Source organism: Sinorhizobium sojae CCBAU 05684 (genome assembly GCF_002288525.1).
GTDB classification, from domain to species: Bacteria; Pseudomonadota; Alphaproteobacteria; order Rhizobiales; family Rhizobiaceae; genus Sinorhizobium; species Sinorhizobium sojae.
In genome coordinates this window covers 1,097,923-1,124,722 of record NZ_CP023068.1, presented here as the reverse complement: position 1 = coordinate 1,124,722, position 26,800 = coordinate 1,097,923, and the positions used below count along the sequence as shown (strand labels likewise).

General features: G+C 62.6%; 22 protein-coding genes and 2 pseudogenes. 14 read left to right on the top strand and 10 right to left on the bottom strand.

Annotated features, from left to right (window positions below; genetic code table 11):
• Positions 1-648 precede the first annotated feature (648 nt).
• The 7 genes and pseudogenes from SJ05684_RS22855 to SJ05684_RS22825 all read left to right on the top strand — a co-directional run.
• The gene (locus tag SJ05684_RS22855; protein WP_050980132.1) at positions 649-2,247 is read left to right on the top strand and encodes a peptide ABC transporter substrate-binding protein; all 1,599 of its coding nucleotides are present in this window, start codon (positions 649-651) and stop codon (positions 2,245-2,247) included.
• Positions 2,248-2,299: 52 nt separating this feature from the next.
• On the top strand, positions 2,300-3,223 hold the full coding sequence (gene oppB, locus SJ05684_RS22850) for an oligopeptide ABC transporter permease OppB (RefSeq protein ID WP_034857618.1): 924 nt from the start codon (positions 2,300-2,302) through the stop codon (positions 3,221-3,223).
• Positions 3,216-4,346: an ABC transporter permease gene (locus tag SJ05684_RS22845; RefSeq protein WP_034857619.1), complete on the top strand. Its 1,131-nt coding sequence runs from the start codon at positions 3,216-3,218 to the stop codon at positions 4,344-4,346. The genes oppB and SJ05684_RS22845 overlap by 8 nt, the downstream gene beginning before the upstream one ends.
• Position 4,347: 1 nt before the next feature.
• Positions 4,348-5,949 carry an ABC transporter ATP-binding protein gene (locus tag SJ05684_RS22840; protein ID WP_034857620.1) on the top strand — a complete coding sequence of 534 codons (1,602 nt, stop codon included), beginning with the start codon at positions 4,348-4,350 and terminating at the stop codon, positions 5,947-5,949.
• 333 nt (positions 5,950-6,282) lie between these two features.
• On the top strand, positions 6,283-7,215 hold the full coding sequence (locus tag SJ05684_RS22835; RefSeq protein ID WP_034857622.1) for a VOC family protein: 933 nt from the start codon (positions 6,283-6,285) through the stop codon (positions 7,213-7,215).
• A gap of 163 nt (positions 7,216-7,378) precedes the next feature.
• Complete coding sequence (locus SJ05684_RS22830; protein ID WP_034857626.1) at positions 7,379-7,984, top strand: alpha/beta hydrolase; 606 nt, start codon at positions 7,379-7,381, stop codon at positions 7,982-7,984.
• Positions 7,985-8,026: 42 nt separating this feature from the next.
• Positions 8,027-8,251, top strand: a pseudogene (locus tag SJ05684_RS22825) (type II toxin-antitoxin system Phd/YefM family antitoxin); the annotation flags it as partial.
• 20 nt (positions 8,252-8,271) lie between these two features.
• Here SJ05684_RS22825 and SJ05684_RS22820 read toward each other — a convergent pair.
• From SJ05684_RS22820 to SJ05684_RS22780, 9 genes are all read right to left on the bottom strand, one after another.
• On the bottom strand, positions 8,272-9,384 hold the full coding sequence (locus tag SJ05684_RS22820; RefSeq protein ID WP_034857629.1) for an ABC transporter permease: 1,113 nt from the start codon (positions 9,382-9,384) through the stop codon (positions 8,272-8,274).
• A 1-nt stretch (position 9,385) separates the two neighbouring features.
• The gene (locus SJ05684_RS22815; RefSeq protein WP_034857632.1) at positions 9,386-10,531 is read right to left on the bottom strand and encodes an ABC transporter permease; all 1,146 of its coding nucleotides are present in this window, start codon (positions 10,529-10,531) and stop codon (positions 9,386-9,388) included.
• A complete protein-coding gene (locus SJ05684_RS22810; RefSeq protein WP_095694351.1) occupies positions 10,531-12,273 on the bottom strand; it encodes an ATP-binding cassette domain-containing protein in 1,743 nt (580 codons plus the stop codon). The genes SJ05684_RS22815 and SJ05684_RS22810 overlap by 1 nt, the downstream gene beginning before the upstream one ends.
• Positions 12,270-13,277 (bottom strand): secretion protein HlyD, encoded by a 1,008-nt coding sequence (gene hlyD, locus SJ05684_RS22805; protein WP_034857634.1) that lies wholly within the window; start codon positions 13,275-13,277, stop codon positions 12,270-12,272. Before hlyD ends, SJ05684_RS22810 begins: the two co-directional genes overlap by 4 nt.
• A complete protein-coding gene (locus SJ05684_RS22800; protein ID WP_034857636.1) occupies positions 13,274-13,966 on the bottom strand; it encodes a CerR family C-terminal domain-containing protein in 693 nt (230 codons plus the stop codon). The genes hlyD and SJ05684_RS22800 overlap by 4 nt, the downstream gene beginning before the upstream one ends.
• A gap of 114 nt (positions 13,967-14,080) precedes the next feature.
• On the bottom strand, positions 14,081-15,262 hold the full coding sequence (locus SJ05684_RS22795; RefSeq protein WP_034857637.1) for an HPP family protein: 1,182 nt from the start codon (positions 15,260-15,262) through the stop codon (positions 14,081-14,083).
• 164 nt (positions 15,263-15,426) lie between these two features.
• Positions 15,427-16,779, bottom strand: a complete 1,353-nt coding sequence (locus tag SJ05684_RS22790; protein WP_034857639.1) for an ATP-binding protein — start codon at positions 16,777-16,779, stop codon at positions 15,427-15,429.
• Complete coding sequence (locus SJ05684_RS22785) at positions 16,776-17,450, bottom strand: response regulator transcription factor (RefSeq protein ID WP_034857640.1); 675 nt, start codon at positions 17,448-17,450, stop codon at positions 16,776-16,778. Before SJ05684_RS22785 ends, SJ05684_RS22790 begins: the two co-directional genes overlap by 4 nt.
• Positions 17,451-17,554: 104 nt before the next feature.
• Positions 17,555-17,833: a PepSY domain-containing protein gene (locus tag SJ05684_RS22780; protein WP_034857641.1), complete on the bottom strand. Its 279-nt coding sequence runs from the start codon at positions 17,831-17,833 to the stop codon at positions 17,555-17,557.
• 258 nt (positions 17,834-18,091) lie between these two features.
• Between SJ05684_RS22780 and SJ05684_RS22775 the strand changes: the two genes are divergently transcribed.
• The 4 genes and pseudogenes from SJ05684_RS22775 to SJ05684_RS30960 all read left to right on the top strand — a co-directional run.
• On the top strand, positions 18,092-19,783 hold the full coding sequence (locus SJ05684_RS22775; RefSeq protein ID WP_034857643.1) for a phosphoethanolamine transferase: 1,692 nt from the start codon (positions 18,092-18,094) through the stop codon (positions 19,781-19,783).
• 95 nt (positions 19,784-19,878) lie between these two features.
• Positions 19,879-20,259, top strand: coding sequence for a hypothetical protein (locus tag SJ05684_RS22770; protein ID WP_034857645.1), 381 nt, complete (start codon positions 19,879-19,881; stop codon positions 20,257-20,259).
• Between the two features lie 283 nt (positions 20,260-20,542).
• Positions 20,543-21,208 (top strand): metallophosphoesterase family protein, encoded by a 666-nt coding sequence (locus SJ05684_RS22765; protein WP_034857646.1) that lies wholly within the window; start codon positions 20,543-20,545, stop codon positions 21,206-21,208.
• Between the two features lie 79 nt (positions 21,209-21,287).
• Positions 21,288-21,504: pseudogene (locus tag SJ05684_RS30960) on the top strand (HAD family hydrolase); the annotation flags it as partial.
• 1,305 nt (positions 21,505-22,809) lie between these two features.
• Here SJ05684_RS30960 and SJ05684_RS22745 read toward each other — a convergent pair.
• Complete coding sequence (locus tag SJ05684_RS22745; protein ID WP_083846231.1) at positions 22,810-23,538, bottom strand: GntR family transcriptional regulator; 729 nt, start codon at positions 23,536-23,538, stop codon at positions 22,810-22,812.
• 129 nt (positions 23,539-23,667) lie between these two features.
• On the opposite strand from SJ05684_RS22745, the gene SJ05684_RS22740 reads away from it, so the two are divergent.
• Genes SJ05684_RS22740 through SJ05684_RS22730 form a run of 3 tightly spaced genes read left to right on the top strand, consistent with a single transcriptional unit; the run spans position 23,668 to position 26,776 of the window.
• Positions 23,668-24,711, top strand: a complete 1,044-nt coding sequence (locus SJ05684_RS22740; protein ID WP_202947471.1) for a Gfo/Idh/MocA family protein — start codon at positions 23,668-23,670, stop codon at positions 24,709-24,711.
• Positions 24,708-25,724 carry a Gfo/Idh/MocA family protein gene (locus tag SJ05684_RS22735; RefSeq protein WP_095694350.1) on the top strand — a complete coding sequence of 339 codons (1,017 nt, stop codon included), beginning with the start codon at positions 24,708-24,710 and terminating at the stop codon, positions 25,722-25,724. Before SJ05684_RS22740 ends, SJ05684_RS22735 begins: the two co-directional genes overlap by 4 nt.
• Positions 25,721-26,776, top strand: a complete 1,056-nt coding sequence (locus tag SJ05684_RS22730) for a Gfo/Idh/MocA family protein (RefSeq protein WP_034857650.1) — start codon at positions 25,721-25,723, stop codon at positions 26,774-26,776. Before SJ05684_RS22735 ends, SJ05684_RS22730 begins: the two co-directional genes overlap by 4 nt.
• The last annotated feature ends 24 nt before the right edge of the window (positions 26,777-26,800 follow it).

Here is a 26,800-nt window from a genome sequence, read left to right as displayed (position 1 = left end):
GCGAAAGCGCGTTCGACCCTTTGCCGGTCCTGTTTCGGTGCGGGTTGATGCACGCTCCGACACTCCCGAAACCGACGGGAGGGCTCAAGTAAAGGGCACAATAATTGATGCCGGTCATTTGGCAACGGGCCTGGCGACCGCGCAGAGCATTTGATTTACGTGCGTCAGTCGCATTTGCTGTGGATGGAGAGCCACAGCGTCGGAAATCGCGACATTCGCGCTCTGGTGGTGTCTGGAACCTGAGCCCGTTCGATGTCCGCTGTTGTGCCGTTCCGCCCCGGCCGGGCACTTGCCCCTCAAGACGTCTGAAACGACCGGCGTAACAAGATTGCGAAAAACCTTCGCATTCTTTCTGCATATTACGTAAGGTGCAGGTTTAATTCGTGAAGTTTGCATGAGGGCAGAAACGGGTGTGAATGGCGGCGGTCGAAACGGAACTGAAACGTTGCAGTGGACGGCGCCTGAGTCATAATTGGACGGCGGCCGGACGTCGCAATGGCGGCGTAATCGAGCGCAGAAGAGGCACAACCATCGCGATAATTGAGTGTTCCGCTTTATAGGAGAGGCTGCACAAATCACCTTGCCTTTCGAGGGAATTTGCACTTCTCTCCTGCAATCAACACCAGAAAGAGGGGAAGGAGAAGTACGATGGCTTCACTGAAACTCAACCTCGGCGCGGCAGCGCTCATCGGTTCGCTGCTCATCGGCGCGAGCCCGGCGCTTGCCGAGGCTGTGCTCCATCGCGGCAATGCCGGAGAGCCGCAGACGCTTGATCAGGCACACACCTCCATCAACATCGAAGAATTCATTCTCAAGGACCTCTATGAAGGCCTGACGATCTACGACGCCTCCGGCAAGATCGTGCCCGGTGCTGCCGAGACCTGGGACCTGTCGGACGACGGTACCGTCTATACGTTCAAGCTGCGCGCCGATGCCAAATGGTCGGACGGATCACTGGTCACTGCCGAGGACTTCGCCTTCTCCTTCCGCCGTGTCGAGGATCCACAGACGGCAGCCGAATACGCCCATATTCTCTTCCCGATCAAGAATGCGGAGAAGGTGAACAAAGGCGAGCTGCCGGTCGACCAGCTGGGTGTGAAGGCCGTGGACGAAAAGACGCTTGAAATCACCCTCGAGCGCCCGGCCCCGTTCTTCCTTGAGCTGCTTGCCCACCAGACCGCGCTTCCAGTCAGCAAGGCGAGCGTCGAGAAGAATGGCGCCGATTTTGTCAAACCGGGCGTCATGGTCTCGAACGGCGCCTTCCGGCTGACCGCACATGTGCCGAACGACAGCCTGACGGTCGAAAAGAATACGCATCACTGGGATGCCGCCAGCGTCAAGCTCGACAAGGTGATCTTCTATCCGATCGACGACCAGGCGGCCTCCGTCCGCCGCTTCGAGGCGAAGGAGATGGATCTCGTCTATAACTTCTCCGCCGACCAGCTCGATCGCCTGCGCCAGTCCTATGGCGATCAGGTCCATGTCTCGCCGACGCTTGCCACCTATTACTATGCCTTTGACACGCGGCAGGAGCCCTATAGCGACGTCCGAGTTCGCCGGGCGCTGTCGATGGCCGTCGACCGGGATTTCCTTGCCAATGAAATCTACAGCGGTTCGCAGATTCCGGCCTATTCCATGGTGCCGCCGGGCATCGAAAGCTATGGCGAGCCTGCAAAGGCAGACTTCGCCGACCTGTCGCAACTTGATCGTGAGGACAAGGCGATCGAGTTGATGAAGGAAGCGGGCTACGGGGAGGGCGGCAAACCGCTCAGTATCGAAATCCGCTACAACACCAACCCGAACCATGAGCGCGTCGCTACGGCCGTTGCCGATATGTGGAAGAACACGTTTGGGGCACAGGTCTCGCTCGTGAACCTCGACGTCTCCTCGCACTACGCCTATCTGCAGGAAGGCGGCAAGTTCAACGTTGCCCGCGCCGGCTGGGTCGCGGACTATGCCGATGCGGAAAACTTCCTCGCCCTCTCCATCAGCACCAACAAGTCTTTCAACTACGGCAAGTTCGAGAACGCGGAATACGACGCGCTGATGAAGAAATCTTACGAGGAACAGGATCCCGCCGAGCGCTCGAAGATCCTGCATGAAGCTGAAGCGTTGCTGATGAAGGAGCAGCCGATCGCACCGCTTCTGACTCAGGCCGATCTCTGGCTCGTCTCGGATCGCGTGAAAGGCTGGCAGGACAATTCGCCGAACCAACATCTGAGCCGGTTCCTGAGCGTCGCCGAATAAGGAACTGAGGCGACGCGCGGGACGGCCCGCGCGTCGCCACCGGAGCACGTCCATGATCGCCTTTGTCCTTCGCCGCCTGGCGAGCGCGGTGCCGACGTTGTTCATCGTCGTCACCATATCCTTCTTTCTGATGCGGTTTGCCCCCGGCGGCCCCTTCAATCTCGAGCGTCCTCTTCCTCCGCAGACAATGGAGAACCTGATGAGGACCTATCACCTCGATCAGCCGCTCTGGAGCCAGTATGTTCATTATCTCGGCAACGCGGTGACGGGCGATTTCGGTCCGAGTTACATCTACCACGACAACAATGTTGCGGAGCTGATCGGCAAGGGCCTGCCCTATTCGGTGGAGCTTGGCTTCTATGCGCTTCTGCTTGCCTTCGTCGGCGGCGTCATCGCCGGCACGATTGCCGCGCTTCGCCAGAACAGTTTCATCGACTTCGCGGTTATGTCGATCTCGACGATCGGCGTGACGGTGCCGAATTTCGTCGTCGGCCCGGTGCTGACGCTCGTCTTTGCGATCGGGCTCGCCTGGCTGCCGGCCGGCGGGTGGGGCGACGGTTCGCTCCGCTTCCTGATTCTGCCGATGATCGCGCTCGCGCTGCCGCAGCTCGCCGTTTTCGCCAGACTTACGCGCGGCTCGATGATCGAGGCGCTCAACACCGACCATATCCGCACGGCCAGGGCCTACGGTCTGCCGTCGCGCACCGTTGTCGTCACGCATGCGATGCGCGGTGCCATGCTGCCGGTCGTTTCCTATCTGGCGCCTTGCGCAGCGGCGCTTCTCACCGGATCCGCGGTCGTGGAAACGATCTTCACCATCCCCGGGGTCGGTCGTTATTTCGTTCTCGGGGCGATCAACCGCGACTACACGCTGGTCATGGGCACCGTGATCCTTGTCGCCATCTTCGTGATCGTCTTCAACCTTCTGGTCGACCTTCTCTACGGCCTGCTCGATCCGAGGGTTCGTCATGACTGATATCGTCCAGACCCCGTCCGTTTCCCCGGAAACGAAGGGCCGCAGCCTCTTTCAGCTCGCGGCCATGCGCTTCCGCCGCAACCGCGCCGCGATGGCGGGCTGCATCATGCTGGTGCTGATTGCGCTCTTCTCCTTTGTCGGACCGCTGTTTTCGCCGCACAGCTACGATCAGGTCTTCCCGTCTTACGTGACGATCGGTCCGAGCCTCGAGCCGCGGCCCGATGTTTCGACGCTCGAGGAGGTGATGGAGGGCATTGCAGCCCGTGCCCGCGTCACGCTGAAGGAATTCGCCGTTGACGGCGGAACCTTCACCGCCACCGTTACATCGGAACGACCGATCGACCCACGCTCGACGCGATACTTCGATCGAGCCAACGAATTCGAGAACACGACGGTCGTCGCAACGGAAGATCACGGCCGGACGATGAACGTCCAGGGACAGGTGGCCCGCGAATACTTCCCCTTCGGTACCGATTCCAACGGCCGCGACCTGCTCGTGCGCGTCATGCTCGGGGGGCAAATCTCGATTGCCGTAGGCCTGCTCGCAAGCCTCGTCTCGCTTGGCATCGGCGTCGTCTATGGCGCGACCTCCGGCTATATCGGCGGCCGCGTCGACAATGTGATGATGCGCCTCGTCGAGATCCTCTATTCGCTGCCCTTCGTCTTTCTCGTCGTCGTACTTGTCGTCTTCTTCGGCCGCAGCTTCATCCTGATCTTCCTGGTGATCGGCGCGGTCGAGTGGCTGGACATGGCGCGGATCGTGCGCGGGCAGACGCTGGCGCTGAAGCGGCGGGAGTTCGTGGGAGCGGCCCAGGCGCTTGGCCTGACCGACTGGCAGATCATCCGCCGCCACATCATTCCGAACACGATTGGTCCGGTCATCGTTTTCGTCACCGTGATCGTGCCGAAGGTCATCCTGCTCGAGAGCTTCCTGTCCTTTCTTGGTCTCGGGGTACAGGCGCCGCTGACGAGCTGGGGGGCGCTGATCTCAGAAGGCGCCAATAACATCCAGTCGGCGCCGTGGCTCTTGATCTTCCCGGCGATCTTCTTCGTCGTCACGCTGTTTTCGCTGAATTTCGTGGGCGACGGCCTGCGCGACGCGCTCGACCCGAAAGACCGCTGACATGGCAGACATGAAGGAAACCATTCTTGCCGTGCGCGGCCTCAAGGTGGATTTCGAGACACCGGATGGAACCGTCGATGCTGTGAAGGGCATCGATCTCGACGTGAATGCCGGCGAAACGCTGGCGGTCGTCGGCGAGTCCGGTTCGGGCAAGAGCCAGACCATGATGGGCATCATGGGGCTGCTTGCGAAAAACGGGACGGTTGCCGGTTCTGCGCGCTATCGCGGGCAGGAACTCATCGGGCTTTCGCCGAAGGCGCTGAACCGCGTCAGGGGCTCGAAGATCACCATGATCTTCCAGGAGCCGATGACATCGCTCGATCCGCTATACACGATCGGGCGACAGATCGCCGAACCGATCGTCCACCACCGCGGCGGCACCTTCAAGGAGGCGAAGAAGCGCGCGCTCGAACTCTTGGAACTCGTCGGCATTCCCGAGCCGGTCCGCCGCATCGACAGCTACCCGCACGAACTGTCCGGCGGGCAGCGCCAGCGCGTGATGATCGCCATGGCGCTTGCCAACGAGCCGGACATCCTGATCGCCGACGAGCCGACGACGGCCCTTGACGTGACCATCCAGGCGCAGATCCTGGAACTTCTGAAATCGCTGCAGAAGCGCTTTGGCATGGCGATCGTGCTGATCACCCACGATCTCGGGATCGTCAAGCATTTCGCCGATCGTGTCGTCGTACTGCGGCGGGGAGAGGTGGTGGAGCAGGGGCCGACAGCGGAGATATTCACGCGGCCGAAGGCCGATTACACGAAGATGTTGCTCGCTGCCGAGCCGAGCGGTCGCAAGGCGGCGCCAGCGGACCTTGCCCCAATCGTCCTCGAGGGTCGCGACGTGGCGGTGGATTACACGATCTCCGGCGGGTTCTTTCGCGGCAGCTCTTCCGTGTTCCGTGCCGTCGATGGCGTCAATCTCCGGCTGCGCCAAGGCCAGACGATCGGCATCGTCGGCGAATCCGGGTCGGGCAAGTCGACGCTCGGGCGAGCGCTTCTGCGGCTTCTCCCTAGCAGCGGCTACTACCGCTTCGGCTTGACGGACATTTCCGGCTTCGATCGCGGCGCGATGCGGCCGCTGCGCCGCGAGATGCAGCTGGTCTTCCAGGACCCCTACGGCTCTCTGTCGCCGCGACGGACCGTCGGCGAGATCATCACCGAGGGCCTTTATGTGCACGAGCCGGAGCTCAGTCGGGCGGAGCGGGACCGCCGCGCGACCGCCGCGCTCAAGGAGGTCGGGCTCGACCCGGCCGCCCGTAACCGCTATCCGCACGAGTTCTCGGGTGGCCAGCGTCAGCGCATAGCGATCGCCCGCGCGATGATCCTGAAGCCGAAGGTGGTGATCCTCGACGAGCCGACCTCGGCGCTCGATCGGTCGGTGCAGGGTCAGGTGATCGAGCTCCTGCGTGAGCTGCAGGCGAAGCACGACCTTTCTTACATCTTCATCAGCCACGACCTTTCGGTCGTGAAGGCGATCTCTGACTATGTCATCGTGATGAAGAACGGCCGCATCGTCGAAGAGGGACAAACGGACGCGATCTTCGAGGCGCCTAGGGAACCCTATACCAAGACCTTGATCGGGGCGGCGCTCCACGTGTGAGGCGGCGAACGGCGCCGGTTGTTTCGGCTGCAATGGCCCCTCATCCGGCCTGCCGGGCACCTTCGCCCCGCAAGCGGGGCGAAGGGGACCCGCGGCGAACGCCGAGGAAAAACCCCTTTCCCCTCTTGCGGGGAGAGGGGCTGGGGTGAGGGGCAATCGGGGGCAATCACAGCCACCGAAATGCGCTTCACACCTCCTGCAAACGAGCAGACAATCGCGTCAACGCCGCATTGACAATGCGTCTGTTTCCCCGGCCTTTTCTCGCATGGTCAAAAGGCGCATCTGTTCGTCACGAACGCGCCCGATCGAAGATGGGCAGAAAGGCAGCGAAACATGCTCGACCAGATCAAAGGCCTGCATCACGTCACGTCGATGGCGGATGACGCCCGCACCAACAATCACTTCTTCACGCACGTGCTTGGGCTGCGCCGCGTCAAGAAGACGGTGAATTTCGACGCGCCCGACGTCTACCATCTCTACTACGGCGACGAGATCGGCACGCCCGGTACGGTGATGACCTATTTCCCCTTTCCCGAGATGCCGCGCGGCCGCGCCGGTACCGGAGAGGTCGGGACGACGGTGTTCTCGGTTCCGCAAGGCGCGCTCGATTTCTGGCGCGATCGCCTGGCGGCGCTCGGCGTCAGCGGTCTGAGGGAAGAGGAGGCCTTCGGCGAGAAGCGGCTGAATTTTGCCGGCCCGGATGGCGACGGCTTCGCTCTCGTCGAAGTCCGGGACGATCCGCGCATGCCCTGGACCGACGGCGGGATAGCCGAGGATCACGCCATCCGCGGATTCCACTCGGTCTCGATGCGGCTGCGCGACGAGGGCGCCACGGCCGAACTGCTCAAGTTCATGGGCTATGAGGAACTCGATCGCAAGGATGGCGTCACACGGCTGATCGTGCCCGGCGGCAACGGCGCGAGCCTTGTCGACATCGAGACGATGCCGAACGTCAACCGGGCCGCGCAGGGCGCGGGCTCGGTGCACCACGTCGCCTTCGCCGTCGACGACCGCGAGAAGCAGCTTGTGGTGCGCAAGGCGCTGATGGACACGGGCTATCACGTCACGCCGGTCATTGACCGCGACTATTTCTGGGCGATCTACTTCCGCACGCCGGGCGGCGTGCTCTTCGAGGTCGCGACCAACGAGCCGGGCTTCGATCGCGATGAGGATGTCGCCCATCTCGGCGAAGCATTGAAGCTGCCGCAGCAGCACAAGCACCTGCGGCCGATCCTCGAAAGCCATCTACAGAAGCTCGAGGATTAAGCGGAACCCTATCCCGCCTCTCGCGCCTGCCAGGGGAGGGGCAGTCGCATAAGCGCATCGGTCCGATAGGCGGACCCGATTTTCGGAAAGCGGATGTGTTGAATTCAAAAACCATTGGCCGTCCGAAAGGACGCACGGCGCTGTAGACCCAAAGGAGATACCGATGCCCGACCACGGCTACGTGCATAAGTTGAAGACCGGCCCCTCCGGCAGCCCTATCCTTTTTGTCCTACATGGTACGGGCGGTGACGAGAACCAGTTCTTCGGCTTCGGCGCCGAGTTGTTGCCGGATGCGACCATCGTGTCGCCGCGGGGCGACGTTTCGGAACATGGCGCCGCCCGCTTCTTCAAGCGTACGGGGGAGGGCGTTTACGACATGCCGGACCTCGCCCGCGCGACGCGGAAGATGGCGAGCTTTGTCAAGGCGCTCGCAACCGAGCATGGCGCCTCGGAAATCATCGGCCTCGGCTATTCGAATGGCGCCAATATTCTTGCCAATGTTATCATCGAGGAGGGCATCTTCGACAGCGCGGTTCTCATGCATCCGTTGATTCCATTTCGGCCGAGGGACAACCCGACGCTCGAGGGCCGAAGAATATTGATCACCGCGGGCGAACGAGACCCGATCTGCCCCGCGCCGTTGACGCAGGCGCTTGCGGGCTACTTCATAGAGCAAAAGGCGAAGCTTGAACTCGAATGGCACCCCGGCGGCCACGACATTCGCCAGACCGAGATCGCTGCGATTGAGCGGTTCACGAGGGCAAGTTAAGCTAGGTTCGGTAGGCTAAGTTCATGCCCACGGAGATACTCGGTGGAGACCATTAATATACACGGGGCGCAGACGCACCTGTCGCGGCTGGTTGAGAAGGCCGCGCGGGGTGAGCCTTTCATTATCGCCAAGGCGGGAAAGCCCACGGTGAAGGTCGTGCCGATCGATCAACCTTCCGGGGGCGAAAAACGGCGCCTTGGCTTTCTTGCGGGCCAGATCAGCGTTCCCGACGATTTCGATCGGATGGGCAGTGATGAGATCAGAGAGGCCGTTCGGCGAATGAACCTTCACTCCAGCCGCCGACGGAAGAGCCACGCGGCGGCGGAGAGGGTGACGAGGGCAATGATGCAGAGCGGCGCCGTCTGGCGCGCAATCTCGGCAAGAGGCAGGTCCTTGAGGAATACGCCCTTCACGATCACCAGGAAATAGCGCAGCGGGTTTATGAATGTCACCGACTGCAGCCAGCCGGGCATGTTCTCGATCGGCGTGGCGAAGCCCGAAAGCAGCATCGCTGGCACCATGAACAGGAACGCGCCGAGGATGGCCTGCTGCTGCGTCATCGAGATCGCCGATATGAAAAGACCGATGCCGACGACCGCGGCGAGATAGAAGATGGCGCTGCCGTAAAGCAGGAACAGCGAGCCGCGCAACGGCACGCCGAAGATGAAGACGGCCGCCAGAATATAGATCGTGATGTGGAAGAGTCCGATCATCATCGGCGGGATGAGCTTGCCGAGGAGAATTTCGTGCGTGCGCAGCGGCGAGACGATCAACTGGTCGAAGGTGCCGAGCTCGCGCTCGCGAGCGACCGATAGCGCCGTGACGATGAGACCGATCAGAAGCGCGATGCTCGCCACCAGGTTCGGCACCATGAACCATTGATAGGTGAGGTTGGGGTTGAACCAATTGCGGAACTCGATCCTGACTGCATTGGATAGGGCGCGCTCGCCCGCCGGCGTCCTGGCTGCAAGCGTCCCGACGATTCGGCCGAGATAGCCGGAAACGATTTGCGAGGCATTGGAGCGCCTTCCGTCGAGGATCACCTGCACTTCCGCCGGCCGCCCCGCTTCTATGTCGCGCGAGAAGCCGGGTCCGATCTCGAGCGCAGCGAGCACGCGTTGGCTATCGATTGCCGCGCGGATCTCCCTTGGGCTTGTCGCAAAGCGGATCGTGCGGAAGGTTGGCGACCCGCCGATCTCTTGCACAAGTTCCTGGCTCCAATGGCCCGCATCGCGGTTCAGCACGACGAGATCGACATTCTTCACTTCGAGCGTTGCCGCATAGGAGAATACGAGGAGCTGGATGATCGGCGGGCCGATGAGGATGGTCCGGCCTTTCGGGTCGCGCAGGACTGCCAGCAATTCCTTGACGATCAGCGCCTTCAGTCTCGCCCACCACATGTCAGTTGATCCTCTTCCTGGTATTGCGGGCGGCAAGCGCGAAGAAGATGGCGCCGATCAGCAGCATGACCGCGATCGCCTGCGCGAACATAGGCCAGATATCGCCGGCGAGAAACACGGTCTGCAGGCTCGGGATCAGATAGCGCGCCGGCACCACATAGGTGATCCATTGTATGACCGTCGGCATCGAATTGATCTCGAAGAGAAAGCCGGAAAGCAGGAAGGCGGGCAGGAAGCCGGAGATCAGGGCGAGCTGTGAGGCGAGGAACTGGTTCTTTGTGACGGCCGAAATCAGGAGGCCTTGTCCGAGGGCCGGCATGAGGAAGGTGGCCGAGAGCACGTAAAGGGCGCCAACCGAGCCGCGGAACGGCACGTCGAAGAGGAAGACCGCGATCAGCACGCAGAGCGTCATGGCGGTGAGACCGAGAATGAAATAGGGCAGGAGCTTGCCGGCGAGCAGTTCCGCGGCCGAGACCGGCGTTGCCATCATCGCCTCCATCGTGCCGCGCTCCCATTCCCGGGCGACGACGAGCGACGTGAGCAACGTACCGACGAGCGTCATGACGATGGCGATCGAGCCCGGAACGAGAAAATTGCGGCTTGTCAGCTCGGGATTGAACCAGAAACGCTGCCCGGCGGCAATCGCCGGAGGAAGCGCCAGACCCTGGTTCGTGCGCTGTCGTTCCCAGTTGGCGACGGCGCCCTGCACATAGTTCTGGACGAAGTTCGCCGTGTTCGGATCGGCCCCATCGACAATGACCTGGATCGTCGGCTCGCGCCCTGCTTCGAGATCGGCGGCGAAGCTTGCGGGGATCACTACGAGGCCGCGCACGCGTCCGAGCACCAAGTCGTCCTTGAAATCGCGGCGGTCACGCCCCTCGACGACGGCAAAATAGCGCGAAGCCTCGAAGCTCGCGGCGAGGTCGCGCGTGAGCGGCGTCTCGTCTTTGACGACGAGGCCGATCCGCGTGCGAGTCGTGTCCAGGGAAACGCCATAACCGAACAGGAAGAGGAGGATCATCGGCAGCACGAAAGCAATGAGGATGCTGCTCGGATCGCGTATGATCTGGTAGCTTTCCTTGCGCACCAGGGCGGCAAAGCGTCGTACGCCGCCGGCGCGCGCCTTCCAGCTTCTGGGCGTAACCATCAGGCTGCCTCCTCCGACGCCTGGATCAGCGCAATGAAGGCATCTTCCATAGTCGGATCCGGCAGGTTCTCGCTTGCGGCGCGCGTTTTCATCTCGTCCGGCGAGCCGAGCGCGATCGAGCGGCCGCGATAGATCAGCGAGATCCGATCGCAATATTCCGCCTCCTCCATGAAATGGGTGGTGACGAGTACGGTCACTCCCCTTTCGACGAGGCCATTGATATGGGTCCAGAACTCTCGGCGGGTGATCGGGTCGACGCCGGAGGTTGGCTCGTCGAGAAAGAGTACTTCCGGTTCGTGCAGCACGGCGCAGGCAAGCGCGAGCCGTTGCTTGAGACCGAGCGGCAGGTCCTTCGCCGACATGTCGAGGATTGGCTGGAAATCGAAGATTTCCTTCATCAGTTCGATACGTTCGCGCTTCTTCGCGCGCGACAGGCCATAGACGCCGGCGAAGAAATTCAGATTCTGGATGACGCTCAAGTCGCCATAGAGGGAGAACTTCTGGGCCATATAGCCGAGCCGGTTGCGCGCCTCGGGCGCGTCGCGCCGCAGGTCGAAGCCGGCTACGCGTCCTTCGCCGGCGGTCGGCTTCAAAAGGCCGCACAGCATCTTGAATGTGGTCGACTTGCCGGCGCCATTCGGCCCCAGCAGACCAAAAATTTCGCCGCGAGGAATGTCGAAGGTGATTTCGGCGGCCGCGGTGAAATCGCCGAAGCGCTTGGTAAGTCCGCGTGCCTCGATGACGGGGCTGTTATCGTCGACGACGAAGCATCGCTGGGTTTCCGCCAGGCGGGACCGGCCGCCGGGTCCGCCGCCGAGCATGTCGACGAAAGCGTCCTCGAAACGCGGCGGCGCGGCGGTGGTGCGACCCGCCGATTCGTTATCTTGCAGGGGCCGGGGAGGGGTAACACCGGGCTTCATCACGAGGCGAATGGCTTCGCCCTGGATCACGCCGTCGATGACGCCTTCATCATCGAGCAGGCGCGCGAGCCGATCGCGGCGCCGGCCATCGATGCCTGTGAGGCGATAGACGCGGTCGTCGACGCGTGCAGTCATTTCCCGAGGCGGACCGGTAAACATGAGCCTGCCGCGGTTCAGCAGGAGGACGTGATCACATGCTTCCGCCTCTTCGAGATAGGCGGTCGACCAGACGACGCCGATGCCTTCCTCCGTAAGCCTCCCGACCATTTGCCAGAGTTCGCGCCGCGAAATCGGATCGACGCCCACGCCGGGCTCATCGAGGAGCAGCAATTGCGGCTTGCGCATCAGCGCGCAGGCGAGGCCGAGCTTCTGCTTCATGCCGCCGGAAAGGCGGCCGGCCAAGCGCGTCGTGAAGCGGGTGAGATCAGTGAATTCGAGCAGTTCGGCGAAGGTGCGGGCGCGTTCTTCCGCCGGCAAGCCGCGCAGATCGGCGTAGAGATCGAGATTCTCCTGCACCGACAGGTCTTCATAGAGGCCGAAGCGTTGAGGCATATAGCCGATGGCCGCCTGTATCGCGGCAGGATGCCGGCGGGTGTCGTGGCCAAGTACCTCGACGGTTCCGTGCTCCGGCAGCATGAGCCCCGTCATCAGCCGGATCAAGGTCGTCTTCCCGGCACCGTCGGGGCCGACGAGACCGGTGATCTCACCGCCGCGGATGATCGCTTCGATGCCATCGAGTGCCGGCGGGGCCCGGCCGAAGCGCTTGGTGACCGCCGTCAGGCGCGCGAAGGCAGTAGGCCCGCGCTCGTCGCGGGCCGTCATCGCGATGCCTCCTCCTTAGGCTGCAGGTGAATGGTCACCGGCATGCCCTGGCGCAGGTCGGGGCCGGGTTCGTTGACGACGATTCGCAGCCTGTAGACAAGGTCGGTTCTAAGCTCCGGCGTTTCCACCGACTTTGGCGTGAATTCCGCCACGGGCGAGATGAAGCCGACCGTTCCCCGGTAAGGGCGCTCGGGGCTGGTGTCGGATGTGACCGCGACCTCCATGCCGGGATGGACGCGCCCGAGATCGGTTTCGGGAACATAGGCGCGCACCCAGACCGGCTTTGTGAGCGAAAGGACATAGACCGTATCGGCAGGGGAAACGATCGCCCCCGTTTCGCGCACGCGTGACAGAACGATCCCGTCGCTGGGCGCAAGCAGTGCCGCGTCCTCGAATGCGATACGGGCGCTTGCTGCCTTTGCCTCGGCGGCTGCAAGCTGCGCTTCAGCCGCCGTTATGTCCTCCGGGCGGCTGCCCTCCTCGAGCAGGGCGAGGGCCTCGCGTGCCGATGCGGCGCGGGCAACGGCGGCGGTGCGGGTAGCACTCGCCTGGTCGAGCTCTGCCTGCGATATCGTACCGGCCGGCCGCAATCGCTCGGCACGCTCATGGGCAAGCTTGGCATGTTCCAGTTCTGCAAGGCGTTCCTCATACGTGGCCTGTGCCTGCGCGATCTCACCCTTGCGGGCACCGGTCTTCAGTTTTGCGAGCGCCGCCCTGTGGGCGTCCGCTTCCGCTTTCGCCGCGTCCAGCGCCTGCTTCAGCGGCTCGGCATCGAGCCGGGCGAGCACGTCGCCAGCTTTGACGGCGTCGCCTTCGTCGACGAGGAGTTCGGCGATGCGGCCGCTGACGCGAAAGCCGAGCGACACCTGGCGGATGTCCACATTGCCGTAGAGAATTTGGTGCTGGTTCGTCTCCATCCAGCCAAGCCGCTCCGGGGCGTCGAACCACCAGCCGGCGGCGATGGCTGCCGTAAGAAGAAGCAGGATGAGGGCGACTCTTCTCATGGTCGGTCGCCCTTCTCGGCACCGAGCACGGCTACAAGTTCGGCGGCGTGGCGCTGCAGGATCTCAAGCTCTCGCGGTCCGGCCGTCTTCCATTCGAGCTGCGCGAAGACGGCCGCATGGGCGGTACGGAAGACCAATACGCTACCGATGAAGGACAACGTCCTGAGTCTTATGTGTTCCGATGCCGGATTCTCCCCCAGAATGGCGCCGATCAAACGGCGCGCCATCTCGATCATCGGCCGCATTATCTTACCGTAGATGCGCTGGAAAGCTTCCGTCGGCTCCATCTGCTCGCGGATGATGAACCGTGCCCAGCTTTCCGATTGCTTGCTGACGAAGAGCATCATCATTCTCTCGATCATCTGTGTGAGAAAGCCACGTGCCTCGGCAGACGTCATCTGTCTGCTTTCGACGTCGAGTTCGGCGAAACGGTTCTGCAGCACGACGCGTAGGTCGTCGACGTGGCCGCCGATGAGAGAGGCGAGATGTTCGGCCGCGGCGATGAAGAGGCCTTCCTTGCCGCCGAAATAATAGGGGATTGCCTGGAGATTGACGCCTGCCGCATCGGCGAGCTTGCGGGTCGTGGCGCCGTCGAAGCCGTAGCGCCCGAAGACGTCGATCGCGGCATTGAGAAGCTTGTCGCGCGTGGCGTCGCCGCGGGGCTGCATGATGGGGTCATTCTTTGCCATGGCATCAATCGTCTATCATTCATATGAATAAGTCAATCGAATGAATTTCTCCGATGGCCGTCCAGATGCGGAAGTCGTCGTTCTAGCTGACTACAAGAGGTATGCCGACAAAGTTCAGGCGACGTCGCGCGAGTTCTCGCCGGCGTCGAGGCGCCGCTGGAATAAAGCGGCGATCAAGTCGGATTGGGTGACAATCCCGACGACGCGATTGTCCCCGTCCACCACCGGCATGTGATGCAGCCCCATGTCCGCCATCGGCGGGACGAGCTTGGCGATCATGGTTGCCGGCAAAGCGGATTGGACGCGCCGCGTCATGATCTCGGAAACGAAGCGTGGCGATTTCGCCGGCAAGCCGATGATGTTGCCGATTCTTTCGCGCAGACCGACTTGGAGTCTGCCGTCCGGCGTCAGCGTCGCGTGCTTCATGAAGTCCGTTTGGGTGATGATCCCGACGAGGCCGTCCTTTTCGGTGACGACCGGAAGCGCCTTGAAGTGGTGATCGACGAGCATGCGCCACGCCTTGCCTAGCGGAGCTTCCGGGGTAACGGTCGCCACGTCGCGAGACATGATCTCGCCGCAGGTGATTTCACCGGACCGGCGGGTGAATGCGCGGATCTGCGCCTGATGGATGAAACTATCGAGATCTTCGGGGCTGATGTCGACGACCTCGCCATATTGCGCCAACACCGCCTGCAGGTCCTCCGGCGCGACGCCTAGGCGTTTGCTTGGCAGCGGGTCCTGTGTGTTGTGCGGATTGGCGGGCGGCGCCAGGTGAGGATAGCGGCGGCCGGTCAGATTGTTGAAGACGAGCGCGACTGCAAGAATGAGCAGCGAATTTATGGCGACGGGGGAGAGCACGAAGGCATAGCCCGCCTCGCGAATGGCCGGACCACCCAGCACGGCCGTGAGCGCGACGGCGCCGCTTGGCGGGTGCAGGCAGCCGAGAAGAAGCATCACGCCGATCGCAACGGCGACGGCGACAGCGGCGGCAACGACCGGATCAGGTATGAGAAGCGCAGCGGTCACACCGACAGCCGACGAAACGATGTTGCCGCCGAGAATCGACCAGGGCTGTGCCAGCGGGCTCGACGGCGCGGCGAAGAGCAACACGGCGGAGGCGCCCATCGGGGCGATGAGAAGCGGCAGGCTCGCATCGTCGCCGATTGCAAGCGTGCTGATGAACCCGGTCAACAGGATTCCGAGCAGAGCGCCGCCTGACGAGCGAAGTCGCTCGACCTGGCTGACCGGCACGAGAGAGGGAAAGAAACGGCGAAGCAGGAGTGTAGCCTTGGACATGAATGCTCGGGGGCCGTGGGGCTGCTTTGGACTAGGGCAGGTGACGTTGCACAGCTGAATAGCATGTGACTGCATAATGGGCACGAAAACGGCATCCAAGAATAGGATCCGGATTAAAAAATATGCATCGTGCCTATAAATGCCACGCCAGCGCGCGGTATTGCTTACTCGGACGCCGCGAAACCGATGGTGATTTTCGTCCCGCGGTCGCGCGCCGTGTCGATTGCGATTGTCGCCCCGTGGAGTTCGGCGATGCGATGAACGATCTTCAGGCCGAGGCCAAGCTGGCCGGAGCGCTTGACGTAGCCGAGATCCTCGTTGTGCTCCGGCAGATCGACGAGACCCCGGCCATTGTCCTCGATGGTCACCCGTGGGCCGGGTCCGCAGGTGACGACGATGGCGGTGTCTGGAGGATTATGCTTGACCGCGTTCTCTATCAGGTTTCTGAGCATGTTCTCCACCAGCCCGGGGATAACGGTTACCGGCACCGTGCCGTGGTCGACGAACTCGATCGACTTGCCCTGATCGAAGACGAAAGGCGCCGTTGCTTCCGCAACCTCGGCGCCGATGTCGGAAAGACTGGCCCGCTGATAGGCGGAAGGGTCGACGGCATCGGCGCGGGCAAGCGACGTCAATTGTTCCAGTACATGGGTGAGCGCGTCGAGATCGCGTTCGGCATTGCGTGCACGGGGATCCGCGATGCGACTCAATTCCATCTTGGCGATCGCGACCGGGGTGCGAATTTCGTGGGCTATCGAAGAGGAGAAGACTTTCTGCGACTGGATGAGGTCGCCGAGACGTGCGAGCAGCCGGTTGAAAGCACTCACCAGTCGCTCGATCTCCTGCGGCATTCGGGTCACCGGCAGGCGCGCGCCGCTGTCGCGCGGGTCGATGGCGTCCGCGGCCTTGACTGCCCTGGCGACCGGCTTCAACGCGCTGCGGATCGACCAGATGGTGGCGCCGATGACGAGACAGAACATGAGCGTCATCGGCACTATCATCGAATCGATCATCTCGTGCAGCAGGACACTGTACATGAAGCCGTTCGGGTCCTTGATAATCGCCAGCTCGACCAGCACCGGCGCGCCGTCGCGATCGAAGGATTGGCCGCCGGCGACGCTGAAGGGTTTGCCTGGCTCGATGACGCGTTTCCAGAAACTCGGCACGTCGACACTCAATGGCAGAAAGTGCTCGGCGCACTCGGTCGTACAGTTGGAGAAGAGCACGGAGCCTGACGCGGTACGCACCCGGACATAAATTGCACCTACGTCGCCATCGCGCTCCAGATAGCGTTGTCGCAACTCGTCATCGGGCCTGTAGGTCAGGCGTCCCTCGTGCCTGGTGATCGCCCTGGAAAGAGTCTCGGTCTCCTGCTGCAGCATGAGAATACTGAGCTTGTAGTCGTCGAACCAATAATCGGCGAAGACGACGCCGATCTGCAGGACCATCGCAAGCAGCGAAAACGCCAAGATGCGCCGCGCGACGATGCCGATCAGCGACGGATTTTGTAGTTTCATGCGGCTGTCCGCAGGAGATAGCCAATTCCGCGCACGGTCTCGATCAACACGCCCGTATCGAGCGGCTGCAACCGCTTGCGGACGCGGGAAACGGCGAGTTCCAGCGCATTGGCGCTGAGTTCCTGCCCGTATTCGGAAAGCGCGACCTCGAGCCGGCGCTTTGGAACGACGCGGCCGACCTCGCGCATCAATATCTCGATCAAGGAGCGTTCGCGCGGCGGCAGCGGCACGACGGCACCGTCGCAACTGAGTTCCGCCGTCGCAGGGTCGAAGCGCATGGCTCCCGCTTCAAGCACGGGCTGGATTGCAAGCGGGTTACGTCGAAGCATGGCCCTGCAGCGCGATATCAATTCGCGGTGATGGAACGGCTTCACCAGATAGTCGTCGGCGCCGGCGTCCAGTCCCTGAACGCGCTCGTCAACCGAGCCGCGGGCCGTGATGATCAGGACTGGCAGGCCGGCGTGCTCCTGTCTGATCCATCTCAATAGATCGAGCCCCTCGCCATCCGGCAATCCGAGATCAAGCAGCACGAGGTCGTGCTCCCGTTCGGCAATGGCGGCCTCTGCCGCGCGCACGCTCGAAACGGCATCAAGTCGCCATCCTGCTTCACGCATAGTCTCGCTCACGAGTTCGATAAGGCGTGGACTGTCTTCAACGAGCAGCAGGCGCATGCGTTTCCTTGAAATTCAAACCTTCTTACGGCCGGGGACGATGGACCATATGAGGTTTTCCTGAAAGTGCAACATTCGAGAAATGCAGCGAAAAGGAGCGAGCATCAGTCTTCAATTTCTGCCCTGACGATTTCGGCGTTGACGGGGTTCATGTAGACATCGGCGCGCTCGTGCTTTGTCGTGAAGGCGTAGATCTCATAGCAGTTGCCCACCACTTTGATGCCTTGCACGTCCGAATAGCCGTCCTGTCGAAGCTCAAAGACGGCTTCGTCCGGTGTCATCCAGGCCGACCGAGGTTCATTCGTGCAGGATGTATCGTCGCCGGCACTGGCGAGGCAAGGGAGAGCAGCCACCGCCAGCGCACAGATAAACATCGATTTCATGAACGCTCCATTTGATCAAAGGCCGCGTCGGCGACGGCGACCGACTCTGCCGTCGCAAAGCTGTCGAAATACTGTCCGCGTCTCACATCAACAAAGCGCCTTCCGTGCCCGCGGCGATCCCCTGACAGTCGTTCGACAGTTAGCCGCGTTATTGGCGGATGTGTCGAGCCGTGCCGCATCGGTTGCAGCAACGCAGGCGATGCCGGCCCGAGACCCGCGACGTGATCGAGCGAGAAGCTCGCACTTGGAGATATTGTTTTGGCTGTTTTCCGAATTCGCCGGCCCGAGATCGGTAGCGTGGGCCTGAGCGCCGTCGTCACCCTGTATTTGCTGCTGCTAACCAACAAGGCTTTCTGGAGCCATGCGGCGATCTATTTCGATCGCGCGTGGGTGGGGTTGGTGGCGCTAGGTGCCGCGCTCTGGCTCACAACCTTTTCAGTCCTGACGGCACTGTCCATGAAGTACGTGACGAAGCCGGTCCTGATTTTCTCCATTCTCGTCTCGGCATCCGCCTCCTATTTCGTCGATACGTTCGGCGTCATCATAGACAAGGACATGATCGGCAATATCGCGGTCACGACCGGTGCCGAGGCTAGCCACTTGCTGACCGGCCACCTTGCGCTTCATCTCGCGCTGTACGCCCTCATTCCCTCGCTTCTGATCGCCTGGACCAAAATCAGGCACAGGCGATTCTTCGCCAAGGCCGGCGTCAATTTCCTCTTCATCGCTCCATCTCTCATCCTGAGCGGACTGCTCATCTACGGAAATTTCGCCACCATCGCCTATGCACTGCGGGAGCACAGGGACTTGATGCCCCGCTTCAATCCCGCGGGGCCGATCTCGGCGGCGGTGCGTTACGGTCTTTCGACCTATCGCGAACGCAACCTTGTGGTTCAGCCACTCGGAACCGATGCACATGTCGGGCCTCGACTCGCGAGAGCCGGCAAGCCTGTGGTTGTCGTCGTGGTCGCCGGCGAAACGGCTCGGGCGATGAATTTTTCATTGAATGGTTACAAGCGCGACACAAATCCGGAGCTGGAGGCGCTGGAGGATGTCGTCGGCTATCGGAATGTAACGAGTTGCGGCACGGCGACCGCCGTTTCGCTACCCTGCATGTTCTCCGTCTATACGCACGCGCAGTACAGTGACTGGAAGGCACGCTCAACCGAAAACCTGGTGAACGTGCTGACCCATGCCGGCGTTTCTGTCGCCTGGTGGGACAACAATACCGGCAGCAAGGGGATTGCCGACCTCATCAGCTTTGCCAGCATGACGCGCCAGAAGGAGAGCCCGCTCTGCCACAACGGCGAGTGTCTCGATGAAATCCTTCTCGGGGAATTGGACAGAAAGCTCGGCACTTCGACGAAAAGCAGCGTCATTGTGCTGCACCAACTCGGCAGCCACGGGCCGTCCTATTATCTGCGGTATCCTGAGGCCTATCGCCGCTTCACCCCCGACTGCCGAACACCGGAGCTTATGCGCTGCACGCGCGAGGAGATCGTCAACGCCTACGATAACACGATCCTTTATACGGACCATATCCTCGCAAGCGTTGCCCGGCTGCTCCGGAAACATCAGGACCGCGTTGCTGGTGCAATGATCTATATGTCGGACCATGGGGAATCGCTTGGCGAAAACGGCCTCTATCTGCACGGTGCGCCCTATGCGTTTGCGCCGAAGGAGCAGACGCGGGTGCCCTTCATCGCCTGGTTCTCGCAATTCTATCAGGAGAAAATGGGGGTCGACGTCGCTTGCCTGGCCAAGGACGCCGAGAAGCCGAAATCGCACGACAACCTTTTTCACACGGTGCTCGGGATGATGGACGTGCGAACGAGCGTCTATGATCGCTCCCTCGACGCCTTTGCCGCCTGTACGCGAAAAAAGGCCGCTGCGCCCGGCTATCGGGCGGCAGCAGATGTCAGTGGTGCCGCGCCGATCGAAGCCCTCTAGGACATCCAATTAAGCCCCAAATCTGCTAGACTTGCTGCGGCCCTGTCCCGGTCACCAGGCGCGATCATGGCGCCGTCCATGGTAGGAGGAAGCCGATGCAATTCGTTGGCATACAGATCCATCCCGAACGCGGCGGAAAGGCGGGCTACACCGTCGAAATCGTCGGCGCGGACGGCGAGATCGTCACGGTCCTCTGCCCGCAAAATGCGGAGGGTACGCTCAACAGGTTGAATGCCGTTGCCCGTGCGAAGGAAATCCTTGCTGCCGCTGCACAGGCGGAGGAGGCTCCGCCCGGCATCACCGCCAGGAGGCAGTCGGCTTCGGTGCCGGAAGGGGCTCTCGCAAATGCCCGTCAGGCGCATGACCAGCACGCGATGGAAGAGCAATTGGAGGAGGGGCTCGAGGATACGTTTCCGGCAAGCGATCCCGTCTCCATCACCGGTTCGACGATCCCGCGGGGCACCCCGCGGCGGTGAGGCGTTGCAATTTCAGCGAGCCATAGTGCTCCGAGGCTGCTGCCCTTGGCCGGTCTCCCCCAACTCCGTACCGACGTGTCCGTTCGGGCAACGGACGTTTACCCTAACGTCTTGAGTTTCTGCATCTTGTGCGGAAATCGATTACGATCTGGAAGAGAATGCGTTAAGACCACTTCGGTAGGTTTTCGCACAAGAAACATTCGTGCGCTGCTAGCCCGCCGGCGCTGAGTTATCAATTGCAAGTGGAGAATGCCGGTTTGAGCGGAAAGAGGAGTACCGGTTCATGAGTGGCCGACGTCTCACTTTCGCAGTCGGCGACATACACGGTTGCCTTGCGCAACTCGACGCGCTCCTTACAAGCATCGAGTCCGCCGCACCGGGCGGGAGGGTCGTCTTTCTCGGCGATTTGGTCGACCGCGGGCCGGACAGCCGCGGCGTCGTAGCACGAATCATGGCCGGCCCGACCAGCCCAGGCTGGCAATGGACCACTCTCAAGGGAAATCACGAGGAGATGCTCGTGGCCGCGCGCAAGGGCATGGCCGAAATGAGCATGTGGCTGATGAACGGCGGTTATGAAACGCTGGAGTCCTATGGCGGCGCTATACCGCTGAGCCATCTGGTCTGGATGGCCGAACTGCCGTCGATCCTCGTCGACCGCTTTCGGATTTTTGCCCATGCCGGCGTCGACGAAGCTGTGCCGCTGGACGAGCAGAGCGACGAGGTTCTGCTCTGGATCCGCACGGATCCCGATTATTCGGGTCGCTACTGGGGTCGGCATCTCTGCCACGGTCACACACCGAGCCGCAGCAATCCGCGGACGATCGGCAACAGGACCAATGTCGACTCGGGCGCGGTGTTCGGCGGCATGCTCTCATGTGCCGTCTTCGACGACGAGGTGCCAGGCGGGCCGATCGAGTTCCTTGTGGCGGCCGGAGAAGACGCGTATTAGCCGGAAAGGAGCAAGGGCTTGCGTCGATCGCTTCAGGTTGTCGAGCCGCGTTTAAGCCCGCGGGGCGAAAGGAGCCGACTTGGATCTCTCGTCTTCAGCGATCTTCCCGAATGATTTTGCCGCCTGTTCGACATGGACGGGACGCTGCTCAACTCCATTGCCGTCGTCGAAAGGGTCTGGGGTGCCTGAGCCATTCGCAACGGGATCGACCCGGCCTGGCTGATGAAAACGGTGCACGGCGTCAGCGGCGGACGATCCGCAATCTTGGCATGCCGGTCGATCCTGAGCGCGAGGCCTGCGAGAGGGAATCGTAAGTCCTCCCTAGCCCGCAACCGTGACCATCCCGCACCGATGTCGGTAGCATGTTGAACCGAGTCTGGAAACCGCCGGTGGCGCGGATGGCTGCACCGCCTGTTCGGCAGGATAGGTGTTCCGTTTGGAAGCGCTGGCCAAAGCTCAAACGACGTAGGCGGCGAACTGATTCAGGCGCTCGGTCAGGTCGGCTAGCTCGGATTTTCGCGCGCCGGTCGGGAAAGTGGGTGAGCACGTGAAACTGCGGCTCGACGTCCTCCGGCGCAATGGTTGCGGTGAAGGTTCCTGCGACGAGGGCGGTTGTTTTCGAGGGATGCGGTTTTCATCATGCCTCTCCCTCGACAACCGTAGGTTCGCGGCGCTCGATGCGGGCCTGACATCAGGGCGCCGGCAATGATGATGCCGCCGGGGGTTTTCTCGTCGGACGTTGCGAAAACCGGGTCCAGAACGGGTCGGCAGCATGTGAAGTGTACGGCTCGCGGTCGTCGCCGCCGACAAGCGCGATTTTTCCGGCAAGCGGCTGCGGGTAGCCGTCAAAGATTGTGAAGGCGGTCAGCCCTTCCTCATCGACAAACAGCGAATGCCCTCATCGAAACGCCAAGCTCGAGAAGGCGGCAGCCGAGTAGGTGATAAAGAGGTTTGAAGCTAATCCCGTTCGGAAGCGCGACAGCCTTGAACAGCGTCGTTTCCGCGTCCAGCAGGTAGCAGATATTCTCCATGATTCTAGCCCTTTCCTTTCCGCGAAGCGGTCTAGCTCTTGCCGGAGGACAGGAGCCCCCGCTCCTCCTCCGCGAGCTCGCGCGGAGCAGCGGGCGAGAGGGAGGCAAGGGAACAAAACGGAGGGGTTCGCCCGCCCGAGGCCAAAGCCGAAGGGGCGACGCAAAATCCGAGGCACGCGGATCCGCGTCGATCCTGCACGAAGCGAGCCGAAGGCGAGGGGAGGAAGGACGGGGAGACCGTTTTTCCCTTGTGAGCGAGAGAGGGCAGCGCCCGTTGCGCGAGGAGCCGGAAGATGGCGCGCGGATCGCGGTCCTCGCGGGACCCCACGCGACGCCGATGCCAAGGTCGCTCAAGGCCACCCCCTGGCTGTAGAGCATGCGGAAAACGTGGTGATCAGGGACGATTAGCAGCTCGGCGGGCGGGGAAGGCGCCGTCCTCGACCCACCAGCGCGGGCGCTATGTCCGTGGGGCGAGGCGATGAGCCCGGCGATGGACTCCTAGAGCGGTTGGGCAAGGCCGGGCAGGGCCGTTGCGGAGTTGGGAGACATGGACGTCTGTCCTTTCCGGGGTCACTCGAAGAAGTCCTTGTTAGCCTGGATGAGGCTCGACAGGGCGCCGAGGATCGAGCGCAGATGCGCCCGCATCGCCGCCAGCGCCGCGCCGGTGTCGCGCTCGCGGATCGCGTTCAGAATCGCACGGTGTTCCTCCAGCAGGCAGGTCATATGGTTGGTGTCGCTGAGCGAAAAACCCCGCAGCCGGTCCAGCGCCGCCTTTTCGCGCACCAGCAGCGTTTCGGCGCGGGCAAAACCCGTCGCGCGTGCCAGCGTGGTGTGGAATCGGTCGTCCTGCATCTGGAATTCCAGCATGTCGTCGCAGGCGACGCAGCGACCCTGCACGTCGAGAATACCGGTCAGCGCGTTTACCACCGCGTCGGGCAGGCCGGTCTCGCAAAGCCGCTCCACATTCGCCAGTTCCAACCCTTCGCGGATAAACTGCGCCTCGCGGATGCGCGCCTCCGACAGGCGCGAGACATAGTTGCCCCGGCTCGGCCGGGTTACGATTAGCCCGTCTGTGCGCAGCTGCGTGAAGGCCTCGCGCACAGGGGTGCGGCTGGCGCCGAAGCGCTGGCCGATCTCGCTTTCCGAGATCAGGCAGCCCGGCGGCAGCTCGGTTTTCAGAATTGCCGATTTGAGCGCCGAGAATATCTGTTCGCCCGCCGGCCGGTTCATGTCGAGCGGCGGAAAGGAGATGGCCTTGAGGTTGGTTGTCGTTTCGTCGGTCCGGGAATTTTCGCTCATGCTGCGGGCTCGTTTCCTGTGGATTCCACGTCGGGGATCTTGTCCCGGTATACCGGTATCCTGGATGCTTGACAAGCAGAATACCGGTATGCAACATAACTCCAACTACAAAATGGGGGATGTGTTTCCGTGGCCGAAAGCGATCGATTAACCTGCGTGCTGGTGGGTTCGGGCATGGTGGCCCGCACCCACTTGGCGGCCCTCAGGGCTGCCGCGCCGCGTGTCCGGCTCAAGGGGGTGGCGGCCCGCCGCGTGGAAAGCGCGCGGGCCTTTGCCGAGGCGGCGGGGGGTGATTCCCTGCAAGTCTACCCCAATATCGACGCCATCGCCGCCGACAATGAGGTGGATTTCGCCGTTATCGCCACGCCGCCCGACGCTCGCGCCACGCTGGTCGAGCCGTTGGCCCGCGCGGGCAAGCACATCCTGCTCGAAAAGCCCGTTGGCCGTACATCTGCGGAAGCGGAGGAGGTCGTGCGTATCTGCGACGAGGCGGGGGTGGCGCTCGGGATCTTCTTCCAGCACAGAAAGCGGGCGGCCTCGCTCAAGGCCTCTGAGCTGGTGGCCTCGGGCGATCTGGGGGCGCTCGGACTGGCCGAGATCACCGTTCCCTGGTGGCGTGAGCAGGCCTATTACGACGAACCCGGGCGCGGCAGCTATGCGCGGGATGGGGGCGGGGTGCTGATCTCACAGGCGATCCATACCATAGACTTGGCGCTCAGCCTGGCGGGGCCGGTCACTGAAGTGCAGGCCATGACCGCGACGAGCCGGTTTCACCGGATGGAATCGGAGGATTTCGCCACCGCGGGGCTGCGCTTCGCAAACGGCGCCGTGGGTTCGCTTATGGCCAGCACCGCCTGTTTCCCTGGCGGTGCCGAGACCATTACGCTGCATTTCGACAAGGCCAGCCTGCATATAGGCTCCGGAGTGCTGACCGTGCGCTGGCGCGACGAGCGCGAGGAAAGCTTCGGCGCCACCGCCACCACCGGCGGCGGGGCCGATCCGATGGCGTTTACCCATGAATGGCACCAGGCGATCATCGAGGACTTCGCCGATGCCCTGGCCGCGGGCCGCCCGCCTGTCGCCTCGGGCCGCGAGGCGCTGGCCGCTCATCACCTGATCGACGCAATTGCCCGCTCTGCCTCGACGGGCTGCATCACGGAAGTATCTAAATGACAAGACCCCTGAAAATCGCCGTGCTCGGTATTGACCACCGCCATATCTTCGGGATGGCGGGCAACATGATGGCCGAAGGCGCCGAGTTCAAGTGCTGGTGGACCGAGGGTGAGCCCGAGACACTCGCGGGCTTCGTCAAACGGTTCCCCGACGTGCCCCGCGTGGCCGGCAAGGACGAGATCCTGAACGACCCCGAGATCGATCTGATCCTGATATCCTCGATTCCGCGTGACCGGGCTGAGCTGGCCATCGCCACGATGGAGGCAGGCAAGGACGTGATGGTGGACAAGCCCGGCTGCACGACAATGGCGCAGCTCGACGCGATCCGCGAGACGGTGGCGCGCACGGGCCGGATCTGGTCCATCGACTTTTCCGAGCGTTTCGAGGTGCCCGCCGTGACCCGCGCCGCCGAGTTGGTAGCCCAAGGGGCGATCGGCCGCGTGGTGCAAACCGTGGGTCTCGGCCCGCACCGGCTCAACCGTCCGACCCGGCCGGACTGGTTCTTCGAGCGCGACGCCTATGGCGGCATCCTGACCGATATCGGTAGCCACCAGATCGACCAGTTCCTATTCTTCACCGGCTCGACCGATGCCGAAGTGACCATGGCCAATGTCGCCAACTACGCCAATCCCGATAATCCGGGCCTGCAGGATTTCGGGGAGGTCGCGCTGAAGAGCGACAAGGGTCACTGCTATATCCGGGTCGATTGGTACACGCCCGACGCGCTGCCCACCTGGGGCGACGGGCGGCTGACCATTCTGGGGACCGAGGGCTATATCGAGCTGCGCAAATATGTGGATGGGGGGGGGGGCGGGGGCACCGATCACCTGATCCTTGTCAATGGCGATCGTTGCGAGAAGATCGCCTGCGCCGATGCCGGAATACCCTATTTCGAGCGGCTGACCGTTGACATCCGTAACCGCACCGAAACTGCGATGACACAGGCCCATGCCTTCAAGGTTTGCGAACTGTCGCTCAAGGCACAGGCCATGGCGGAAGGGGCAGGCGCATGACCCGGGTTGCCATCATCGGAGCCGGGATCGGCGCACAGCATCTGGCGGGCTACCGCGCGCTACCCGCGCGCTTCGAGGTACGGACTTTCTGCGATCTAGACGCCGACCGCGCCCGGGGCGTCGCGGGTGAGGATGACAGCATCACCGTGACGGACGATCTCGACGCCGTGCTGGCCGACCCGGATATCGACCTCGTCGACATCTGCCTGCCGCCGCATCTGCACTTTCCGGTCTCTGTGAAGGTGCTGACGGCCGGCAAGCACGTCGTGTGCGAAAAGCCGCTGGTGCGCTCGCTGGCCGAAGCCGACGCGCTGATCGACGTCGCGCAGAAGGCCGGGCGGCGGGTTTTTCCGGTTTTCCAATACCGCTATGGCAAGGGCACGGCGCAACTGAGAGCACTGATGGATGCAGGTCTTGCCGGCAAGCCTTTTGCCGCCAGCCTCGAAACCCACTGGAATCGCGGCTCCGATTATTACGCCGTGCCGTGGCGCGGCACCTGGGCAGGGGAATCGGGCGGTGCTGTGCTGGGCCATGCGATCCACAACCACGATCTTCTGTGCAGCATATTCGGGCCAGTCGCCGAGCTGTCCGCCAGCGTCACCACCCGCGTGAACGAGATCGAGGTCGAGGATTGCGGCGCGATCCTGATGGTGCATGAGAGCGGCGCGCTGTCGACGAGTTCCATTACGCTCGGCGCGGCAATGGATACGACCCGCCTGCGCTTTACCTTCGAGGGCCTCACGGCCGAAAGCGGCACCGCGCCATATGCGCCAGCCGAGGGTGGGTGGCGCTTTACCGCCCGCGCGCCGCGGGATCAGGCGGCAATTGACCAGGTTCTTGCCGGGCTGCCAGCCACGTTGGCGGGGTACGCAGGCTATTTCGATGCCATCGCCGACGCGCTCGAGGGGCGCGGCGGCCGGGAAGTGACACTGGAGGACGGACGGCAGTCCATCGAACTGGTGACCGCCGTCTACTATGCAGCGAGGACGGGGCAGCGCGTGTCGCTGCCGCTGAGCAGGGCCGCCCCGCTCTACGAGAGTTGGCTGCCTTAACCCGGGGAATGGATCCCCGACTGG

What these genes read in the sequence shown, in the direction of transcription:
- SJ05684_RS22855 (WP_050980132.1), top strand. Translation starts at nt 649, where the DNA reads ATGGCTTCACTGAAACTCAACCTCGGCGCGGCAGCGCTCATCGGTTCG.
- oppB (WP_034857618.1), top strand. Translation starts at nt 2,300, where the DNA reads ATGATCGCCTTTGTCCTTCGCCGCCTGGCGAGCGCGGTGCCGACGTTG.
- SJ05684_RS22845 (WP_034857619.1), top strand. Translation starts at nt 3,216, where the DNA reads ATGACTGATATCGTCCAGACCCCGTCCGTTTCCCCGGAAACGAAGGGC.
- SJ05684_RS22840 (WP_034857620.1), top strand. Translation starts at nt 4,348, where the DNA reads ATGGCAGACATGAAGGAAACCATTCTTGCCGTGCGCGGCCTCAAGGTG.
- SJ05684_RS22835 (WP_034857622.1), top strand. Translation starts at nt 6,283, where the DNA reads ATGCTCGACCAGATCAAAGGCCTGCATCACGTCACGTCGATGGCGGAT.
- SJ05684_RS22830 (WP_034857626.1), top strand. Translation starts at nt 7,379, where the DNA reads ATGCCCGACCACGGCTACGTGCATAAGTTGAAGACCGGCCCCTCCGGC.
- SJ05684_RS22820 (WP_034857629.1), bottom strand. Translation starts at nt 9,384, where the DNA reads ATGTGGTGGGCGAGACTGAAGGCGCTGATCGTCAAGGAATTGCTGGCA.
- SJ05684_RS22815 (WP_034857632.1), bottom strand. Translation starts at nt 10,531, where the DNA reads ATGGTTACGCCCAGAAGCTGGAAGGCGCGCGCCGGCGGCGTACGACGC.
- SJ05684_RS22810 (WP_095694351.1), bottom strand. Translation starts at nt 12,273, where the DNA reads ATGACGGCCCGCGACGAGCGCGGGCCTACTGCCTTCGCGCGCCTGACG.
- hlyD (WP_034857634.1), bottom strand. Translation starts at nt 13,277, where the DNA reads ATGAGAAGAGTCGCCCTCATCCTGCTTCTTCTTACGGCAGCCATCGCC.
- SJ05684_RS22800 (WP_034857636.1), bottom strand. Translation starts at nt 13,966, where the DNA reads ATGGCAAAGAATGACCCCATCATGCAGCCCCGCGGCGACGCCACGCGC.
- SJ05684_RS22795 (WP_034857637.1), bottom strand. Translation starts at nt 15,262, where the DNA reads ATGTCCAAGGCTACACTCCTGCTTCGCCGTTTCTTTCCCTCTCTCGTG.
- SJ05684_RS22790 (WP_034857639.1), bottom strand. Translation starts at nt 16,779, where the DNA reads ATGAAACTACAAAATCCGTCGCTGATCGGCATCGTCGCGCGGCGCATC.
- SJ05684_RS22785 (WP_034857640.1), bottom strand. Translation starts at nt 17,450, where the DNA reads ATGCGCCTGCTGCTCGTTGAAGACAGTCCACGCCTTATCGAACTCGTG.
- SJ05684_RS22780 (WP_034857641.1), bottom strand. Translation starts at nt 17,833, where the DNA reads ATGAAATCGATGTTTATCTGTGCGCTGGCGGTGGCTGCTCTCCCTTGC.
- SJ05684_RS22770 (WP_034857645.1), top strand. Translation starts at nt 19,879, where the DNA reads ATGCAATTCGTTGGCATACAGATCCATCCCGAACGCGGCGGAAAGGCG.
- SJ05684_RS22765 (WP_034857646.1), top strand. Translation starts at nt 20,543, where the DNA reads ATGAGTGGCCGACGTCTCACTTTCGCAGTCGGCGACATACACGGTTGC.
- SJ05684_RS22745 (WP_083846231.1), bottom strand. Translation starts at nt 23,538, where the DNA reads ATGAGCGAAAATTCCCGGACCGACGAAACGACAACCAACCTCAAGGCC.
- SJ05684_RS22735 (WP_095694350.1), top strand. Translation starts at nt 24,708, where the DNA reads ATGACAAGACCCCTGAAAATCGCCGTGCTCGGTATTGACCACCGCCAT.
- SJ05684_RS22730 (WP_034857650.1), top strand. Translation starts at nt 25,721, where the DNA reads ATGACCCGGGTTGCCATCATCGGAGCCGGGATCGGCGCACAGCATCTG.